This window comes from Tenacibaculum agarivorans, from assembly GCF_001936575.1.
GTDB classification, from domain to species: domain Bacteria; phylum Bacteroidota; class Bacteroidia; order Flavobacteriales; family Flavobacteriaceae; genus Polaribacter; species Polaribacter agarivorans.
The window spans coordinates 98234-111488 of the sequence record NZ_MSMP01000004.1 but is presented as its reverse complement, the minus strand read 5'-3'; the positions used below and the strand labels follow the sequence as shown (position 1 = coordinate 111488).

Genomic DNA, 13255 nt, shown 5'->3' with positions numbered 1-13255 from the left:
ACCTTTTTTACGATTTTGAATGTAAAGTTAATTAAAAACCTGAAATTTTGACTTTGAGAGATTTGTGAGGGGTAATAAATTTAAACTTAGAAGTAATTAATTATAGATTTTATTTCGAGAAGTTTTCTAATTAGTTTTTATTTTGCTCCAGACTTTTCTCATGTATGGAGTTATTTTCCAACAATCAGATAGTTTTTCTCCGAAACAGCACCAATAAAAAATAGTGTATTCATGGATTTTAAAATCTTTAATTATTAATAATTTTAGTTGTTGCCAATTTTTCTTAAATTCTTTTTCATTATCGATGTCAGTTAGTGCTTGTATTAGCATTTGTATTAAACTAAACTTTTTGTCTTCATCATCTTGTTCATTATAATGTGTAAAATAGCTTTGAATTTTTTCTGGATTAGCAATTTCATATGGCCAATCTAGCATCCAATTTTCGTATGGGTAATTATATTCATTAACTAAGCTTTCAATTGCTTTTTTAGTTCCGCATCTAAATTCGGGTTCTTTTATTTTCATTTTTTTAATGTAATAAATAACAATAAAAGTAAAACCACAAAGTAAATCAAACGTTGTGTTTTATTATTTTGCAGATGCTCAATTAGAGAAATTCGGTCTTTCAAATCTATTATTTTTCACTGCTACATATAGTTGCTGTTGATCTGTTTTTATTAGATTTTTCAGCATATAGGTATTTTAAAACTAAAGATTAACCGCCGAATTTTAATAAGGTTTTTAGTTGTTGTAGTTTTCCTTTATATGGGGCATATCGTGTAGGTACGTCCAACCAATTGCCACGAATAACTACCCCCTTGTTATGTGAAAAAACATCGAAAGTGTGTTTACCGTGATATCCTCCAATACCACTTTCTCCCACACCACCAAAAGGTAAGTTGTGATTGGCAAAGTGCACAGTAGTATCATTGATAGTTCCACCACCAAAAGAGTATCGTTTGATTAATTTCTTAGCAAAAGCACTTTTACCAGTAAATACATAAAAAGCCAATGGTTTATCGTAGTTAGAAATAATTTGTGCTAAATCTTGCTCTGTTTCATAAGAAAGAAGTGGAAGTATCGGGCCAAAAATTTCTTCTTTCATTACTTCGCTACCTAGGCTAGGTTCATCAATTAAAGTAGGAGCAATATAATTACTTTCTCTATTGGTTTGCCCTCCAATAGCAATATTTTCATTAGCTAACATATTACTCAATCGATCAAAATTCCGAGTATTTACAATCCTAGGGAAATCGTCAGATAGTTCAGGGTTTTCACCATAAGCTTTGGTGATTTCTTTTTGAAAATGCTCAATAAACTTTGTTTTTACACTTTTATGAATGAGTAAATAATCTGGAGCAATACAAGTTTGTCCACCATTTAAAAATTTACCCCAAACAATGCGTCGAGCAGCAAGTTTTATCTTTGCTGTATCATCTACAATACATGGACTTTTTCCACCTAATTCCAGAGTTACTGGTGTAATATATTCAGCAGCAGCTTTAGCCACAATTCTACCAACAGGAACACTTCCCGTAAAGAAAATATAATCCCAGCGTTGCGCTAACAGTTCTTGAGTTTCAGGAATTCCACCTTCCACAACAGTAACATGTTTAGGATTGAAAACAGCCTCAATAATTTCTTTAGAAATAGCACTAGTGTGCGGTGTAAGTTCAGAAGGTTTTAATACTACGGTATTACCTGCGGCCACAGCCCCAGCTAAAGGAGAAAACCCTAATTGATATGGATAATTCCAAGGTGCTATAATTAAAGTAGTACCATACGGTTCTGGATGTATTTTTGCCGATGAAGGAAAATTTAAAAATGAAGGAGCCACACGTTTAGGTCTAGACCATAAATGAATGTTTTTAATCATCATTTTAAGTTCTGAAACTACGATTCCAGTCTCAGTCATTACACCTTCATATGCTGATTTTTTAAAATCGTTATGCAATGCTTGTAGAATATCCTTTTCTCTCTTTTGTACTTCCTTAAGTAGATTTTGCAGGCTTTTTTTTCGAAAGATAATATCTTTAGTTTGTTGTGTAGCAAAAAAGTCTTTTTGTTGCTGAACTAATCCAGCAATAGCAGAAGTTGCAGTTACAGTATCGATCATAAAATTAAATTTCTTGTAGTTTTTTATTCATTAGTTTAAACCATAAAGGCGGAAGTAAAGAAAGTAACATCATGCCTGGATATCCAGTTGGCATTTGCGGACTTTCAGGCAACGATTTTAAAGTTTGATAATGTTTACTCCCATTGTAATGGTGATCTGAATGTCTAGATAAATTGAATAATACTAATTTTCCAATTAAATGGTTAGAATTCCATGAATGCGTATGTTTTACGCGTTCATATCTTCCAAATTTATTTTTCTCTCGGAGTAATCCGTAATGTTCAATATAGTTTACAGTTTCTAATAAAAGAATTCCTATAATAGCGGCTGCCAAAAAGTAACATAGAGTACTTATTCCAAAGAAATAAAAAATGCTGGCTAATAGGGCAACATGAAAAAATGTATACACAAGCATTCTGTTTTGGAGGTGAAACCAACTTCTATCTGAATTTTTCATTCTTTTATTTTCTAATTTCCATGCTTGTAGATAACTCATCAATTGAGAGCGAATCCAAAATGTATACAGCGATTCATTTTTTCTTGCTGTAGCTGCATCTTCTGGTGTAGCCACATTAAAATGATGACCTCCGTTATGATAAGGTAAAAAATGTGTTTCTAAAGAAGTTAGTAGTTGAATTTCCCCTAAAAACTGTTCAAAACGATTAGCTCTATGACCTAATTCGTGTCCTACATTAATTCCTATAACGCCACACATAATTCCCATAGAAGAAATTTTTCCGATTAAATCTAAAGTAGTATGAGGTTCGTTAATAACAAATAAAAACCAAACTAAAAATCCGACTTGTACAGGTACTGTTAGATATAAAATATAAGAATATAATTTGTTGTTTTTTTCAATCTCTTCTTGCTCTTTATCGAAGTTTTCTGCGTCAGTTTGTACAAAAAAATCAGCAATAGGAACAATACCAAAAGTATATAGTAAGGTTAAAAAAGTTAACCATCCAGAAGAGGTGAAAGAAATATAAGTCGTTAATGGAATTGTAAAGACCAATAAGTATTTTAAAGCTTTCATCTGTTGAGGATTTTGTACTAAAGATACAAATTATACTGTTTTCATTTGCATTTTCATAAATTCAATTAGATCAAAATGCGAATAAATTAACGGATGTTAATTACAAGCTTGCCAAATGGGGTCGTTCAAAGGAGTAGGTGCAGTAATTGTAATTTCTTCCTTTTGTACTGGGTGAAGAAAAGAGATTTTTCTGGCATGAAGATGTATGCTAGCGTTTTTATTACTTCTAGGAAATCCGTATTTTAAGTCTCCTTTTATAGGGAATCCAATATTCGCCAATTGGCACCTGATTTGATGATGTCTCCCAGTTTCTAAATCAATTTCTAATAAAGAATAACGATCTAGTTTTTTTACTACTTGGTAATGAAGAATGGCTTTTTTACTGCCATCTATTTCAGAGTCAAAAGCTTTAGATTTATTGTTTTTGGGGTTTTTCTTTAGGAAATTGGTTAGGGTTTGTTGTTCTTTGGTAAGATGTCCTTTTACCACTGCCCAATATGTTTTTTTGAATTGTTTTTCGCGTAACATTTTATTCAAACGCTCTAAAGCTTTAGAAGTTCTAGCGAAGATAACAATACCAGAAGTGGGGCGGTCCAAACGATGTACAGTACCTAAAAAAACATTGCCAGGTTTATCGTATTTTTCTTTAATATATTCTTTAACAACATCGCTTAAAGGTTTGTCACCAGTTTTATCACCTTGAACAATATCTCCAGCTCTTTTATTGATAATAATAATATGGTTGTCTTCGTGAAGTACTTGAAGATTATTTTTGTTAGAATGCATACACAGTCTATTTAAAATCGTCTGCTACATCTTTATTCACTTGATCAATAAAGCTCAATACTTCGTCTCTTCCTAGTTTACTAGTAGAAGAAGTTAAAAAGTTTACCGGTAAACTTTCCCAATGCTGTAGTAATTTTCTCTTGTAAGAAAGTAATTGTTTGTTGAGTTTAGAGCTAGGTAGTTTATCTGCTTTGGTAAAAATAATGGCAAATGGAATTCCGTTTTCTCCTAAAAAACGCATGAATTCGAGATCTATTTTTTGAGGATCGTGTCTAGAATCTACCAAAACAAAAGCACAAACTAATTGTTCTCTTTCTTTAAAGTAGTTTTCAATAAAATATTGAAAAATGGTTCTCTTTTTTTTGGAAACCTTAGCGTATCCATAACCGGGTAAATCCACTAAAAACCATTCGTCATTTATTTTGAAATGGTTTATCAATTGCGTTTTTCCAGGGGTTCCAGAAGTTTTAGCCAGCTTCTTTCGTTCCATTAACATATTGATTAGTGAAGACTTCCCTACATTGGAACGACCAATAAAGGCATACTCAGGAATTCTGTCTTTAGGAGCATTAGTAACATTACTGTTACTCATTACAAACTCTGCAGATTTAATCTTCATTCCTAAATGTTACGTTTTTTAAACCAATCTTCTAAAATCTCATTAAATTCCTGTGGATGTTCCATCATAGCGGCGTGTCCACATTTATCAATCCAAAACAATTCACTATCAGGAAGAAGTTTGTGGAAATCTTCAGCTACTTCAGGTGGTGTAACAGTGTCGTTTTTACCCCAAATTAAGCAAGTAGGCTGATTCATGTTTGGTAAATCTTTGGCCATGTTATGTCGAACAGCACTTTTGGCAATAGCTAAAGTTTTGACTAACGTATTTCTATCGTTAATTACCTCGTAGACTTGATCTACTAATTCATCTGTTGCGATAGCTTTATCATAAAAAACTTCTTCTGTTTTAGTGCGAACAAATCCTTTATCACTACGTCTAGGGTAGTTGCTACCTAAAGAATTTTCATATAAACCAGAGCTTCCAGTTAGTACTAAAGCAGAAACATCTTGAGGATAATGCTTAATATAGTATAAAGCAATGTGGCCTCCTAAAGAATTTCCTAATAAAACAACATCTTTTAAATTTTTAAACTCAATAAAGTCGTGTAAAAATTTAGCAAGATTTTTAACATTTGTCTTCAACACAGGTAATGTGTAAAGAGGTAATTCAGGTATAAGTACTTGATATCCTCTTTCAGAAAAATAATTAAAGGTGTTGTCAAAATTACTTAATGCACCCATCAAACCATGTAGTACAATTATAGGTCTACCTTCACCAGCTTCCGCGTAAGTAAATTTATCTTCTTTCTTTAAAAAATTTGTCATTAGCTAACATTTGGCTAGACGCAAAAATAAACCTTTTTTGTTACAAGTCAATTTTCTTTTAAAGTATGGTTTTCAACATCATTAATATAGGTTAAGGTTCTTTATCTATTGAGTTGTGGTATAATTTATTAACAATGTGGTAAAAAGTGGTAAAAAGTGGTAAATATTTTTTAGTTTTGTAATACTATATAGTTAATCTTGGTAAACCTTATTGGTACATATGAGTGTAAAGCTGATGCTAAAGGCAGGCTTATGATTGCATCTAATTTAAAGAAGCAGTTGTCTCCTGTGTTACAAGAAGGTTTTGTTATCAAACGTTCTGTTTTTCAGTCTTGTTTGGAATTGTATCCAATGCAGGAATGGAATGCGATGATGAGTAAAATCAATAAGTTAAATCGTTTTGTGAAGAAAAATAACGACTTCATTAGAAGGTTTACTGCAGGGGTAAAGGTTGTTGATGTTGATGCAACTGGAAGAATTTTAATCCCAAAAGATTTATGTGTGTTTGCTGGTATTACAAAAGAAGTGGTGTTATCAAGTGCAGTAAATATTATTGAGGTTTGGGATAAAGAGAAGTACGAAAAAGTAATAGAAGATTCAGCTACTGATTTTGCAGATTTAGCTGAGGAAGTAATGGGAAATTTTGAAATAGATGAGTAGTTATCACGAATCAGTATTGCTTAAAGAAAGTGTAGATGCGCTAGATATTAGAGAAGATGGGGTGTATGTAGACGTGACTTTTGGAGGAGGAGGGCATTCTAAAGAAATTTTAAAAAGATTAGGAGAGAAAGGGCGTTTGTTTGCTTTTGATCAGGATGTAGATGCGAAGCAAAATGAAATTAATGATGAGCGATTTGTGTTGATTGGTGAAAATTTTAGATACATCAGTAGGTTCTTGCGTTTTTATGGAGTGAAAAAGGTGGATGGTATCTTGGCAGATTTAGGGGTGTCTTCATATCAGTTTGATGAAGCTTCTAGAGGGTTTTCTATTCGTTTCGATGGAGAGTTGGATATGAGGATGAATCAAGAAGCTAAGATTTCAGCGAAAGAAGTGATTAATACATATGAAGAAGAGAAGTTGGCTAATGTGTTGTATTACTATGGGGAGTTGAGGAACTCTAGAGCGATAGCTAAAAGAATAGTAGAGGCGAGAAAAGATAAAAAGATAGAAACGAGTTTTGAGTTAAAAGAAGTGTTGAAAAGGTTTTTGCCTAAAATGAAAGAGCATAAGATTTTGGCTCAAATATATCAAGCTATCAGGATTGAGGTGAATGAAGAGTTAGAGGTGTTGAAGGAGTTTTTAAATCAAACGCCAGAGTTATTGGTTGAAGAAGGTAGGTTAAGTGTGATTTCATATCATTCGTTAGAAGATCGATTGGTGAAAAGGTTTATAAGAACTGGATTGTTTGAAGGCGAGCCGGAAAAAGATTTTTTTGGGAATGTAGATGTTCCGTTAAAAAAGGTAGGAGGGTTAATTATTCCTACTCATGAAGAGATACAAGCCAATAATAGAGCTAGAAGTGCTAAGTTGAGAATAGCAAAGAAATTATAATATGGCAGAAAATTCAGGGGGAATATATGATGTGTTAAGAGGGAGTTTTTTAACGGACGACTCTGCAGCAAAAAATTGGAGGATCATCATTTTTGTTGTTGGGTTATTGTTGGTGATGATATGGAGTGCACATTCTATTGATGAGAAAGTGGTGAGGATAGCTGAGTTGAATAGGGTAAAAAGAGAGTTGAGAGCGGAGTATGTGGATACAAGTACCATTTTAATGCGGATGAAATTAGAAAGTGCAATACGGAAAAAAGTTTCTTCAACAGGATTAGAACCGGCACAAGAACCGCCACAAAAAATAAAAGTAGTAATTAAATAAATAAAAGATTGTCAGTAGTTAAAAAAAGCATATTAAATAAGTTGTACATCGTTGCGGTTTTAATGTCGCTTTTTCTGTTGGTTGTTGGGGGGAGAGTTTTCGAACTACAGTATGTGAAAGGAGAGAAGTATAAGAAGCTTGCTCTAGAAACTACAATTAAAAACGATACGATAGCGGCAAATAGAGGGAATGTGTATGCGGGGGATGGGAACTTATTAGCTACCTCTGTGTCTAATTATACTATCCGAATGGATGTAATGTCTGTTAAGGATAGGGTTTTTGAGAAAAATATTGCAGCCTTAACCGAAGAGTTGTCTGATATGCTAGGGAGAACGCCTAAGTATTATGAGAAGAAACTACGTGAAGCTAAGCAAAAAAGAAATAGATATTTATTAATTGCTAAAAACTTAGGATATAATGATTATATGAGGATGAAAAGCTTTCCTATATTCAATTTAGGCGTGTATAGAGGAGGTTTTATTGCGGAAAGAAAAACAGTAAGAGAACATCCAATTGGTAAAATAGCAGAAAGAACAGTAGGTTATAGTGATCATAGAGGAGGAGCAGGAATTGAAGGGGCTTTTTCTGATTATATGGAAGGGAAAAATGGATGGAGATTAAAGCAGAAGATAGCAAAAGGACAATGGAAGCCATTAAGTGATACTAATGAAAAGGAACCTGAAGATGGTAAGGATGTTATTACAACGATTGATGTAAATATGCAAGATATTACGCACTATGCGTTGTTAAAGCAATTAGAGTATTTTGAAGCAGACCATGGTTGTGCTGTAGTGATGGAAACTGCTACTGGTGAAATTAAGGCTATTTCGAATTTGGGAAGAACGTCTAATGGAAGATATTACGAGAAAAGGAACTATGCTGTTTGGGAAAGTCATGAGCCGGGCTCTACTTTTAAATTAGCAAGTTTAATGGCTGCTTTGGAAGATAAGGTAGTAGATACTTCTGAGGTAGTAGATACTGAGAAAGGAAAGATTTTTATTAATAATAAGAAAGTAGAAGATAGTCAGTGGGATGGATATGGAAAAATATCTTTAGCTAGAGTTTTTGAGGTCTCTTCTAATGTGGGTATTGTAAAAACAATTCAAAAACATTATGATCGCAATCCAGAAAAGTTTTTAAAAAGAATCAGACAGTTTGGTTTAGATCAGCAAACCGGTGTTAAGATAGTTGGTGAAGGAGAGCCTTTTATTCCGACTCCGAAAGGTAAAAGCTGGAGTCCAATTGCTTTAGAATGGATGTCGTGGGGATATGGTGTTTCGTTAACTCCATTACAAATATTAATGTTTTACAATGCAGTTGCGAATAATGGAGAATTAGTAAAACCTCGCTTTGTTAAGGCATTAAAAACTGGAGGTAAAACGGTAAAGGAGTTTGATAAGGTAGTTGTTAAAAAGAGAATTGCTAAGCAGATTACTATAGATAAGGTGACAAAAGTGATGGAGAATGTGGTGAAAAAAGGTACCGCAAAAGATATTTATTCTCCTAATTTTTCTATGGCAGGAAAAACAGGTACTGCAAAAAAATTCATTCCTAGAAGAAAGAACTCTAAAGGAGAATGGGAAGGAGGCTATTATTCGAATCAAAAATATGTGGCTTCTTTTGCAGGTTTTTTTCCAGTGGAAGAGCCGGAGTATTCTTGTATTGTTGTTATTCATGAACCTGATCCTATGAAAGGGTATTATGGTGCTAAGGTTGCGGCTCCAGTATTTAAAGAAATAGCACATAAAATATATACATCTACACCATCTAGTGTTCAAAAAGTAACAGATTCAGTAGTAACGGCTTCGATAAGTAAGGATTATAACTCGTATTACACGGTTTTAAATAAGTATAAAACAATTATGCCAAGAGTAGTTGGGATGTCAGCGATGGATGCAATTTCAATTCTAGAAAATATGGGGTTAAAGGTGAAGATTTCCGGTGTAGGAAAAGTTATGGAGCAATCTATAAATAAAGGAGAAAAAATAACTAAAGGAGCAACAGTATATTTAAAATTATCATAATTGAAAATAGTTAAAGACATATTGTATAGAGTAAGTGTTAATTCAGTGTTTGGTGATACTAACATAGGAATTAATGCAATTGCTTTTGATAGTAGAAAGGTTGCAAAAAACGATGTGTTTGTAGCTCAAAGAGGGGTGAATGTAGATGGGCATCAGTTTATAGATAAGGCTATCGATTTAGGAGCTGTTGTAATTGTTTGTGAAGATTTGCCTGAAACTAAGGTGGAAGGAATTACTTATGTTGAAGTAGCTGATGCAAATAAAGCGTTAGCGTATATGTCTGCTAATTATTATGATAATCCATCTAAAAAAATACAACTGATAGGAGTAACAGGTACTAATGGAAAAACTACTGTAACTACATTATTATATCAGTTGTTTCAAAAGTTAGGGTATAAAACAGGTTTATTGTCTACGGTTAAAATAATGGTAGATGTTGATGAGTATAATGCGACACATACAACTCCAGATCCTTTAATGTTGAATAGTTATTTAGCAAAAATGGTAGATGAAGGAGTGGAATATTGTTTCATGGAAGTAAGTTCACATGGAATTCATCAAAGTAGAATAGAAGGGTTGGAGTTTGTTGGAGGTGTGTTTACCAATTTATCGCATGATCATCTCGATTATCATAATTCATTTGCAGAATACAGAGACGTAAAAAAATCATTCTTTGATCATTTACCAAAATCATCTTTTGCATTAACGAATATTGATGATAAAAATGGGGTGATTATGTTGCAAAATACTAAGGCAAGTAAGAAAACCTATGCCTTAAAAACCCTTGGAGATTATAAAGCGAAAATTTTAGAAAAAAGTTTTTCGGGTTCATTGCTTACTATTAACGGAGTAGAGGTGTGGTCTAAGCTGATAGGTGATTTTAATGCATACAACTTGCTGGCTATATACGGAGTTTGTGATTTGTTAGGATTGGAGAAATTAGAAACCTTAAAAACAATTAGTGAACTAGAAAGCGTTAGTGGACGATTTGAATACGTGATTTCTAATGATAAAATCACAGCAATTGTAGATTATGCACATACGCCTGATGCATTGAAAAATGTATTAGAAACAATCAATAATATTCGTACAGGTAATGAAAATGTGATTACGGTTGTTGGATGTGGAGGAGATAGAGATAAGAGTAAGAGGCCAAAAATGGCAAATATTGCTTCTCAATTAAGTAGTCAGGTGGTGTTTACATCAGATAATCCAAGAACAGAAGACCCGCAAACTATTATAGATGAAATGGAAGCTGGGGTTTCTCCTGAAAATTTTAGGAAAACTATTTCAATTGTAAACAGAAAGCAGGCGATAAAAACAGCATGTAAACTAGCAAAACCTGGTGATATTATCCTAGTAGCTGGTAAAGGGCATGAAAATTATCAAGAAATTAATGGAGAACGACATCATTTTGATGATTTAGAAGAAGTGAAACATTGTTTTAATCAATTAAAAAAAATATAAAGCATGTTGTATTATTTATTTCAATACTTAGAAAATGAATTCAATTTAACTGGTGCAAGTGTATTTCAGTTTATTACATTTCGCTCGGCAGCTGCGTTTATATTTTCGTTGTTGATCTCTGCAATTTTTGGGAAAAGAATTATCAATTTTTTAAGAAGACAACAAGTAGGGGAGAGTATTCGAGATTTAGGGCTAGAAGGACAGATGCAAAAATCTGGAACACCTACTATGGGAGGAGTTATCATTATTATGGCAACTTTAATTCCGGTGTTGCTTTTTGCTAAACTAGAAAATATTTATGTGGTAATTCTTGTCATTACTACGATATGGATGGGGTTAATCGGTTTCACAGATGACTATATCAAGGTGTTTAAAAAAGACAAAGCAGGTCTTAAAGGAATTTTTAAAGTCATAGGTCAAGTAGGTTTAGGTGTAATTGTTGGGGCTATGTTGTATTTCCATCCAGGTGTAACTATTAAAGAACATTTGCCAGAATCAGAACAAGTGGTAATGGAAAATGGGAAGAAAAAGGTGTATGGAGAGGCTCATAAATCTACAAAAACTACGGTGCCATTTCTAAAGAATAATGAATTAGAATACGCTAAAGCGTTAAGTTTTTTAGGTGATGGATATCAAAAGTATGCTTGGTTAATATTTATTCCAATTGTCATTTTTATTGTCACCGCGATATCAAACGGTGCGAATTTAACTGACGGAATTGATGGTTTAGCTGCAGGTTCTTCAGCTATAATGGTGGTAACACTGGCTATTTTTACTTGGGTGTCTGGAAATATCATTTTTGCCGATTATTTAGATGTAATGTATATCCCTAATTCTGGTGAAATGACTGTTTTTGTGGCTGCTTTTGCTGGTGCACTAATAGGGTTCTTATGGTATAATACTTATCCTGCGCAAGTGTTTATGGGAGATACTGGAAGTTTGACTATAGGTGGAATAATTGCTGTGATTGCAATTGCAATTCGAAAAGAGTTATTACTACCGGTTTTAGCAGGAATTTTTGTAGCTGAAAATTTATCGGTTATTCTGCAGGTATCTTATTTTAAATATACGAAGAAGAAATATGGTCAAGGAAAAAGAATCTTTAAAATGTCACCATTACACCATCATTATCAAAAGTTGAATTATCACGAAAGTAAAATTGTCAATCGTTTTTGGATTGTTGGAATTCTATTGGCGGTGTTTACAATAGTTACACTTAAACTGAGATAATGAAGAGGTTAGTTGTATTAGGTGGTGGAGAAAGCGGAATAGGGACAGCTATTCTAGGAAAGCAAAAAGGTTTTCAGGTTTTTGTTTCAGATAGGGGAGAAATAAAAGAAAATTATAAAAAAGTTCTTATACATAATGAGATAGATTTTGAGGAAAATCAGCATACAGAAAGTAAAATTATGAATGCTGATATAGTAATGAAAAGCCCAGGTATTCCTGATAAAGTTACTTTAATTCAACAGTTGATTGCTAAAGAGATTAAAGTGATTTCTGAAATCGAATTTGCAGTTGAGTATACAGACGCAACTATTGTAGGGATCACCGGATCTAATGGTAAAACTACAACAACAATGCTTACGCATCATCTTTTGGAAAATGGAGGATTAGATGTAGGAATAGCAGGGAATATTGGAGATAGTTTTGCGTTGCAAGTGGCACAAAAAAGTTATGAAAACTATGTGTTAGAGTTAAGTAGTTTTCAGTTAGACGGAATAGATCGCTTTCGATGTCATATTGCCATGATTACAAACATTACTCCTGATCATCTAGATCGATATGATTATGATTTTAATAAATATATCGCTTCAAAATTTAGAATCGTAATGAATCAAATAAAAGATGATTATTTGATTTATGATGCTGATGACGAGGTGATAACAAATTGGTTGAATTTACATCCTGTTCAATCACAATTGGTTCCGTTTTCAATCACAAAAGAATTGAATTATGGAGCTTTTAAGAAGGGTGGTGATATAATAATTAGAATAAACGAAGAGGAATTTATAATGAATACATCTTATTTAAGGATACAAGGTAAGCACAATACTAAAAATGCAATGGCTTCAATGTTGGCTGCAAAACTTTTAAAAGTACGTAATGAAAAGATTACAGAAAGTATGTCAGGTTTTGAAGGAGCGGAACATCGTTTAGAAAAAGTAATCAAAGTTGAGGGGGTTACCTATATAAATGATAGTAAAGCAACAAATGTAAATGCAACATATTATGCGCTAGAATGTATGGATGGTTCAACAGTTTGGATTGTAGGAGGAGTTGATAAAGGAAATGACTATTCGGATTTGTTACCATTAGTTAGAGAGAAAGTTAAAGGTATTGTTTGTTTAGGCTTAGATAATCGAAAAATTATTGAAACATTCCAAAATGTAGTAGATATAATAGTAGAAACAGCAGGTGCAGATGAAGCAGTGAAAGTCGCTCATAAAATTGCACAAAAAGGGGAAACAGTTCTGTTGTCGCCAGCTTGTGCGAGTTTTGATTTATTTGAAAGTTACGAAGATAGAGGAAGGCAGTTTAAAGACGCAGTAAGAAACTTATAATA

At 33.1% G+C, this 13255-nt stretch carries 13 protein-coding genes; 7 read left to right on the top strand and 6 right to left on the bottom strand.

All coding sequences use genetic code 11. The features are described from left to right. Window positions 1-126: 126 nt before the first annotated feature. From BVC87_RS04315 to BVC87_RS04290, 6 genes are all read right to left on the bottom strand, one after another. Window positions 127-525, bottom strand: a complete 399-nt coding sequence (locus tag BVC87_RS04315; protein ID WP_075341125.1) for a hypothetical protein — start codon at window positions 523-525, stop codon at window positions 127-129. Between the two features lie 190 nt (window positions 526-715). After that, entirely contained in the window at window positions 716-2116 is a 1401-nt protein-coding gene (locus tag BVC87_RS04310; RefSeq protein ID WP_083629262.1) for an aldehyde dehydrogenase, read from the bottom strand. Window positions 2117-2120: 4 nt separating this feature from the next. Then, on the bottom strand, window positions 2121-3149 hold the full coding sequence (locus BVC87_RS04305) for an alkane 1-monooxygenase (protein WP_075341124.1): 1029 nt from the start codon (window positions 3147-3149) through the stop codon (window positions 2121-2123). A gap of 96 nt (window positions 3150-3245) precedes the next feature. Next, window positions 3246-3935 (bottom strand): RluA family pseudouridine synthase, encoded by a 690-nt coding sequence (locus BVC87_RS04300; RefSeq protein ID WP_075341123.1) that lies wholly within the window; start codon window positions 3933-3935, stop codon window positions 3246-3248. Window positions 3936-3942: 7 nt separating this feature from the next. Next, window positions 3943-4554: a ribosome biogenesis GTP-binding protein YihA/YsxC gene (gene yihA / locus BVC87_RS04295; protein ID WP_075341122.1), complete on the bottom strand. Its 612-nt coding sequence runs from the start codon at window positions 4552-4554 to the stop codon at window positions 3943-3945. A 2-nt stretch (window positions 4555-4556) separates the two neighbouring features. Next, a complete protein-coding gene (locus tag BVC87_RS04290; RefSeq protein ID WP_075341121.1) occupies window positions 4557-5321 on the bottom strand; it encodes an alpha/beta fold hydrolase in 765 nt (254 codons plus the stop codon). A gap of 198 nt (window positions 5322-5519) precedes the next feature. On the opposite strand from BVC87_RS04290, the gene mraZ reads away from it, so the two are divergent. From mraZ to murD, 7 genes are all read left to right on the top strand, one after another. Next, on the top strand, window positions 5520-5981 hold the full coding sequence (gene mraZ, locus BVC87_RS04285) for a division/cell wall cluster transcriptional repressor MraZ (protein WP_075341120.1): 462 nt from the start codon (window positions 5520-5522) through the stop codon (window positions 5979-5981). After that, on the top strand, window positions 5974-6873 hold the full coding sequence (rsmH, locus tag BVC87_RS04280; protein WP_075341119.1) for a 16S rRNA (cytosine(1402)-N(4))-methyltransferase RsmH: 900 nt from the start codon (window positions 5974-5976) through the stop codon (window positions 6871-6873). The genes mraZ and rsmH overlap by 8 nt, the downstream gene beginning before the upstream one ends. A gap of 1 nt (window position 6874) precedes the next feature. After that, the gene (locus BVC87_RS04275) at window positions 6875-7198 is read left to right on the top strand and encodes an FtsL-like putative cell division protein (protein ID WP_075341118.1); all 324 of its coding nucleotides are present in this window, start codon (window positions 6875-6877) and stop codon (window positions 7196-7198) included. A 62-nt stretch (window positions 7199-7260) separates the two neighbouring features. Beyond that, entirely contained in the window at window positions 7261-9222 is a 1962-nt protein-coding gene (locus BVC87_RS04270; RefSeq protein ID WP_075341117.1) for a penicillin-binding protein, read from the top strand. Further along, window positions 9223-10689, top strand: coding sequence for a UDP-N-acetylmuramoyl-L-alanyl-D-glutamate--2,6-diaminopimelate ligase (locus BVC87_RS04265; RefSeq protein ID WP_075341116.1), 1467 nt, complete (start codon window positions 9223-9225; stop codon window positions 10687-10689). Window positions 10690-10692: 3 nt separating this feature from the next. Continuing rightward, the gene (gene mraY, locus BVC87_RS04260) at window positions 10693-11919 is read left to right on the top strand and encodes a phospho-N-acetylmuramoyl-pentapeptide-transferase (protein WP_075341115.1); all 1227 of its coding nucleotides are present in this window, start codon (window positions 10693-10695) and stop codon (window positions 11917-11919) included. Further along, window positions 11919-13253, top strand: a complete 1335-nt coding sequence (gene murD, locus BVC87_RS04255; protein WP_075341114.1) for a UDP-N-acetylmuramoyl-L-alanine--D-glutamate ligase — start codon at window positions 11919-11921, stop codon at window positions 13251-13253. Before mraY ends, murD begins: the two co-directional genes overlap by 1 nt. Window positions 13254-13255: the final 2 nt, after the last annotated feature.

Bases quoted from the DNA above. Each gene is read 5' to 3' on its own strand.
- BVC87_RS04315 (WP_075341125.1), bottom strand. From the start codon at position 525: ATGAAAATAAAAGAACCCGAATTTAGATGCGGAACTAAAAAAGCAATT.
- BVC87_RS04310 (WP_083629262.1), bottom strand. From the start codon at position 2,116: ATGATCGATACTGTAACTGCAACTTCTGCTATTGCTGGATTAGTTCAG.
- BVC87_RS04305 (WP_075341124.1), bottom strand. From the start codon at position 3,149: ATGAAAGCTTTAAAATACTTATTGGTCTTTACAATTCCATTAACGACT.
- BVC87_RS04300 (WP_075341123.1), bottom strand. From the start codon at position 3,935: ATGCATTCTAACAAAAATAATCTTCAAGTACTTCACGAAGACAACCAT.
- yihA (WP_075341122.1), bottom strand. From the start codon at position 4,554: ATGAAGATTAAATCTGCAGAGTTTGTAATGAGTAACAGTAATGTTACT.
- BVC87_RS04290 (WP_075341121.1), bottom strand. From the start codon at position 5,321: ATGACAAATTTTTTAAAGAAAGAAGATAAATTTACTTACGCGGAAGCT.
- rsmH (WP_075341119.1), top strand. From the start codon at position 5,974: ATGAGTAGTTATCACGAATCAGTATTGCTTAAAGAAAGTGTAGATGCG.
- BVC87_RS04275 (WP_075341118.1), top strand. From the start codon at position 6,875: ATGGCAGAAAATTCAGGGGGAATATATGATGTGTTAAGAGGGAGTTTT.
- BVC87_RS04270 (WP_075341117.1), top strand. From the start codon at position 7,261: ATGTCGCTTTTTCTGTTGGTTGTTGGGGGGAGAGTTTTCGAACTACAG.
- mraY (WP_075341115.1), top strand. From the start codon at position 10,693: ATGTTGTATTATTTATTTCAATACTTAGAAAATGAATTCAATTTAACT.
- murD (WP_075341114.1), top strand. From the start codon at position 11,919: ATGAAGAGGTTAGTTGTATTAGGTGGTGGAGAAAGCGGAATAGGGACA.